The 5,277-nt window shown below is 72.5% G+C and carries 5 protein-coding genes; 2 read left to right on the forward strand and 3 right to left on the reverse strand.

Features of this window, described 5'->3' with window-relative positions; translation table 11 throughout:
• A partial coding sequence (locus tag ACWGIG_RS36590) for a cytochrome P450 (protein WP_453326031.1) occupies positions 1-921 on the forward strand: 921 nt, incomplete at its 5' end.
• Positions 922-984: 63 nt separating this feature from the next.
• On the opposite strand, the gene ACWGIG_RS36595 is transcribed toward ACWGIG_RS36590, so the two are convergent.
• From ACWGIG_RS36595 to ACWGIG_RS36605, 3 genes are all read right to left on the reverse strand, one after another.
• On the reverse strand, positions 985-2,085 hold the full coding sequence (locus tag ACWGIG_RS36595; protein WP_453326032.1) for a hypothetical protein: 1,101 nt from the start codon (positions 2,083-2,085) through the stop codon (positions 985-987).
• 2 nt (positions 2,086-2,087) lie between these two features.
• Positions 2,088-3,164, reverse strand: a complete 1,077-nt coding sequence (locus ACWGIG_RS36600) for a hypothetical protein (RefSeq protein ID WP_453326033.1) — start codon at positions 3,162-3,164, stop codon at positions 2,088-2,090.
• Positions 3,165-3,348: 184 nt separating this feature from the next.
• Positions 3,349-4,110: a class I SAM-dependent methyltransferase gene (locus tag ACWGIG_RS36605; RefSeq protein WP_453326034.1), complete on the reverse strand. Its 762-nt coding sequence runs from the start codon at positions 4,108-4,110 to the stop codon at positions 3,349-3,351.
• Positions 4,111-4,533: 423 nt separating this feature from the next.
• Here ACWGIG_RS36605 and ACWGIG_RS36610 point away from each other — a divergent pair.
• On the forward strand, positions 4,534-5,277 hold a 744-nt coding region (locus ACWGIG_RS36610; protein WP_453326035.1), incomplete at its 3' end, for an AAA family ATPase.

The following is a 5,277-nucleotide window of genomic DNA, read 5'->3' on the forward strand; positions in this document are numbered from 1 at the left end:
GACGCGGACCGTGTCGTCGCCGCGTTCGAGGAGGTGCTCACCGAGCACCTCGGGCGGCTCTACCAGGTGCCGCGGGCCGACCCGCACTCGGCGGAGCGGGCCGAGGCGGCCCTCGCGTATCTGCGCACGACGGTCGACCGGGTAGTGGCGGCGCACCGCTCGGACGGCCCCTTGGGCCCCACCGACCCCTGCGGCCCGACCGGCCCCACCGACCGCAGAGACCGCAGCGACCTGATCGGGGCACTCGTCGAGGCCGGGGAGAGCCCGGCGCGGATCCGGGACACCGTGATGATGACGCTGCTCGCCGCCCACCACACCACTGGTGTCGCCGTCTCGTGGACGCTGCACCTGCTGGGCCGTCACCCCGACGCTGCCGACCGCGTCGCTGCCGAACTGGACCAGGTGCTCGGTGAACGCGCCGCGCCCGACTACGGCGACCTGCGGCGGCTCACGTATCTGGACATGGTGCTCAAGGAGTCGATGCGCCTGTTCCCGCCGGGACAGTACGGCGCGCGCGAGACAACCGAGGACCTGGTTCTCGGACCCTACGAGATCCCCGCCGGGACGACGGTGTTCTATCCGTTCTGGGCCGTGCACCTGAACCCCGCACACTGGCCGGAGCCGGAACGGTTCGACCCCGAGCGGTTCACGCCGCAGGAGGCGGCCAAGCGACCTCGGCTCGCGTACGTCCCCTTCGGGATCGGGCCGCGCAGCTGCGAGGGTGCCGCCCTGGCCACCGTCGAGGCCCAGCTCGTCCTGGCCGTCCTCCTCAAGCGCCTGCGCTTCCGGCCCGCGCCGGGGCACGAGGTGACACCGGTGGAACGGTTCGTGCTGTGGGCACGGGACGGGATCCGCATGACGGTGCGGCCACGACACCTCCAGGCCCGGTCCGTGCGGGGACGGGGCGGCCCGGCGCGGTGATCTCCGCCGAGACGGGGCTCCACCGGGACGGGGCTCCACCGGGACGGAGCCCCGTTCGTCCTCTCAGCCGAATCGCAGGATGCGTGGGGCGAACGTGCCCTCGGGGCCGGCGGCGCGGCCGACCGACCACATCGTCGCTGTGCCCGGCACCGGCGCCGGCCGCAGCGTCGAGGAGTCGCCCTCCCCGGCCACCTCCGGTTCGCTGTACTCGGTGAACGACTGCCCGTTCCAGGCGAGGAAGTCCGGCCCGGGGACGAACGGCGGATAGCTGCCCGGCGGGCCCCACTTCAGCGAGCGGGCCACCGAGACCCAGACCGGCGCGCCGGAAGCGGCGGGCGCCAGTGAGGTGATCGAGCCGAAGTCGGTGGGCACGGCCACCCGGTTCCATGCCTGCCCGTCGAAGCGGACCAGCAGGGGCGGAATCGGCTTGCCGACGGGGCCGCCGACGAACCCGGCCGTGCCACCCGCCCACACCTCCGTCGACGAGACAGCCAGCACACTGCTCACGGCCGACCGCGGGAACCCGTTCACGACCGTCTGCTGCCATGACTGCCCGTTCCAGTGCGACACCGCCGCACCGGATTCGGTGGCGCCCGCGGCCCAGACGTCGTCGGCCGCCCGGACGTGCAGGCCGTACACGGCTCCCGGCGGCACCGGGACGTCCTGCCAGCCCCGCCCGTCCCAGCGCAGCAATGCCTGCGCGCCGTCCCGCGACCCGATCAGCCAGGTCTCACCGCCGCCTGCGACGGCCTTGCTCAGTACGACGCCGCGCGGCGCCCGGCTCTCGTGCCAGGCGACGCCGTTGGAGCGGAGCAAGCGGGCGCCGCCCCCCGAGTCGCGGCCGACAGCCCACAGGGCGGTCGGTGAGGTCGCGGCGACGGACAGCAGCTCTCCCTGCCAGCCGACGCCGGGCAGGTGCTGGCGCTTCCATGCGGTCCCGTCCCAGCGCAGCACCAGGGGGAAGCCCGGCGCCTCGCGGCCGACGGCGTCGGCACCGACCGCCCACGCACGGCTCGGCCCGAACGCCACGGCCTCGTTCAGCCCGGCCTGGGGGCGTACTTGTGCCGGGACCGGAACGTGCTGCCAGGACGGGGTCTCCGCCGCGGCTGCGGGTACGAGGGTCATGGCGGCAGCGAGGGCCGCTACGAGAAGTCTGCGTGCCATGGTCAGCCTCCCAGCCGTTCGCTCATCAGGTTGGGCTTCGAGCCGTAGATCTCGACGGTTCCGAAGGACAGCAGCGCGGAGCCGGCCTTCGCCAGTGCACGCGGTTTGACGTCGATCGCGTTCGTGCGCCCTGGTCCGTGGTGCAAGGTGGTGCGGGGGCCGTCCACCCGTGCGTACTTCGACCGGAACGCGCGGTCGCTGCGCACCGGCAGCCACAGCGCGCCGTCCGGGCCGCGCACCATGGCCTCGGTGTAGGCCTCGCCCAGCGGTGGGTAAGTGGTGCGCCAGGCATGCCCGTTGAAGGTCATCAGGTAGGTGCGGGACACGCCGTCGGTGTACTGGCTGCCGCCGATCGTGACCCGGCCGGAGGGTTCGAGCATGATCGTGTGTACGTTGCTGTTCGACGGCAGCGGCACCTTCGCGTCGCGCCACGCCGTGCCGTCCCAGCGCAGGACGGTGGCCCCGGTGCTGGTGTCCGCCCAGGCCCAGGTGTCGGTGGCGGTACGTGCGGTGATCCCCATCAGAAACAGCACACCGTCCGGGGTGGACTGTGCGGTCCAGCCGGAACCGTCGTAGTGCAGCACCTTCAGCCCGGTGTCGTCCTCACCGACCACCCACGCGGCACCGGGTACGGCGGTGAAGTCCTGGTAGGTCCACAGGGTCTGCGGCAGCGGGACGGCGCTCCACCCGCCCGCCGACCGGCGCAGGATCTCTCCCACCCCCTCGCGGTTGTGGAAGATCCACACCTCCTCGCCCACGAACTGCACCTTGCCGAGCCAGCCCGGCTCACCGGCGCCGGGGAAGGTGGTGTCGCGGCTCCACGCCTTGCCGTCCCACCGGTACAACATCGGCCGCAGTCCATCAGCGGCGTGCTCGTACCCGGTCGCCCACGCCTCGCCCGGCCCACGGGCGGCGAGGTCCTTCACGGTCACGGGTGAGGCTGCCGCCGCCGGCACCGGCAGCGCCGACCAGCTCGGTTTCGCAGCCGCAGCCGCGGCCGGCGATACGGCCGCGGCAGGCGACAGCACCGCGGCACAGGCGATCAGAAGGCAGACAACAACCGTACGGAGACCGTTCACGAGACCCCCAGAGCCCGAAGGTCGCACAGGTTATGGCGTTCACCCGCACATGAACAGAGGGAGTACAGGCGATCACGGTGGGCGACCGGACGCACCACCCGAAGCACGAGGTGGGCCTACCTCGCCGCCTTTTTCTCATCCGGCAGGGGCCGGGCCGTCGACCGGCCCTTGCGTGCACGGGGGCTCACTGGCTGTCTTGCGTACGCCGCCGCGGCCCGGCCTCCGTGGAGGTGCGGGTCGCCACCAGCATCCGGCAACGTGGGGCGCCGTCCGGCCGCCGTCCGAGTTCCTCCAGGGCGTACAGCTCGACGCTGAAGCCCGCGGCGGACAGTTCGGCCGTGACGTCGCGGAGCCGGAAGCCGCGGTAGTACATGACGAACGGGGGCCGCCAAAGCGCGTTGCGCACCCTCATCACGGTGTCGAAACCGAGCATGGCGAGGTGTCCGAGTGAGCCGGGCGCGGCCGGGGCCGGCATCGGGAAGGCGAACCGGCCGCCGGGGCGGAGCACCGAGTGGACCTGCGCGAAGAGCGCGGGCCGCAGGGCGGGCAGGAAGTGTCCGAAGGCGCCGAAGCTCACCACCAGGTCAAAGACCGGGCCGAAGGGCAGCGCGAGCGCATCGCCTCGTACCCAGTGGGCGGGCCCGGGAGCCGCCGGACGTCGACGGGCCACGTCGAGCATCCCGGCGCTGATGTCCACCCCGGCCACCCGCTCGCGGCACACCTCCTGCAGTACCCCCGCCCCCGCGCCGGTGCCGCAGCACAGGTCGAGTCCGGTGTCGAAGGGCCCGAGACCGCGCAGGACCCGCGTCACAGGGGCGAGGACCGTGTCGGGGGTGCGGAAGGGGGTGTGGTCGAATGTGGGCGCGAGCAGGTCGTAGCCGTGCTCGACGGAGGAAAGTGCCTGGACGGCGAGCTCTCGGAGGGTGGGGCCCTGGGGTGCGAACATCGCGCCCAGCATAGGCCGCAGAGCCGCTCGGTGCCGGGATTCCCTCATCTGTGGTACGTTCCCCTCAGCACTTGTGTACGCCCCTTCTGTGGCGCCGGTGCTAGCCCCCTCTCCGGATCCGCGTTGATCCTCATGATCGCGTCTTCAATACCGGCGATCGGGAATCCTGGCGATCGAGCCTCATCCGCTTGCTTCTCCGGAACATCGCTCTTCTGCTCTCTCGCAGGGGTCCCTCCCCTGCGCTCTTCCCACCCGGGTTTTTGCGCCGTCCCTCCCGTGGACTGCGGCGCCGCCTCGGGTTTCCCACCGGCCGCGGGCCTTCCTGCCCGCCCCGCGCGGCCATCGCGCCCCGCCGTCTCGCCGGATCCCCTCCCCAAGCCCTGATCTTTCTCGCAGACACGTCCTCGAAAGGACCGATCCCTCATGACCACCACACTCGAAATCCCCCGCAGCACCTCGCCCGCCGCCCCACCCGCCGACCCGGCGGTCCAGGCCGCGGGCATCCTCGATGTCGCCGGAGGAGGCCACGGTTTCCTGCGCGGGACGACCCTCGAACCCACGCCGCACGACGTACAGGTTCCGGCCTCCCTCATCCGCCGACTCGGCCTGCGCAAGGGCGACTTGGTGAGCGGAGCCTGCGGCAGGCCGCACACGCTCGCCCAGGTCGACCTCGTGAACGGCGACCCGGCGCACGCGACGCGGCGGCGGCCCCACTTCCGCGACCTCACCCCGCTGCACCCGCGCGAGCGACTGCATCTGGAGAGCGCCGCGGGCGGCCTCGGACCTCGCGTCGTCGACCTGGTCGCCCCCGTCGGCAAAGGCCAGCGCGGGCTGATCGTCGCGCCGCCGAAGACCGGCAAGACCGTGCTGCTCCAGCAGCTCGCCGCGTCGGTCGCCGCCAACCACCCCGAAGCCCATCTCATGGTGGTGCTGCTGGACGAACGGCCCGAGGAAGTCACCGACATGCGCCGCAGCGTGCGGGGCGAGGTGTACGCCTCGACGTTCGACCGGCCCGCCAAGGCGCACATCGCGCTCGCCGAACTGGCCGTGGAGCGCGCCAAGCGCCTGGTCGAGGAGGGCCGCGACGTCGTGATCCTGCTCGACTCCCTGACCCGGCTGTGCCGGGCGCACAACAACGCCGCCTCGTCCGGCGGCCGTACGCTCAGC

The sequence above is a fragment of the Streptomyces sp. NPDC054863 genome, from assembly GCF_053610825.1.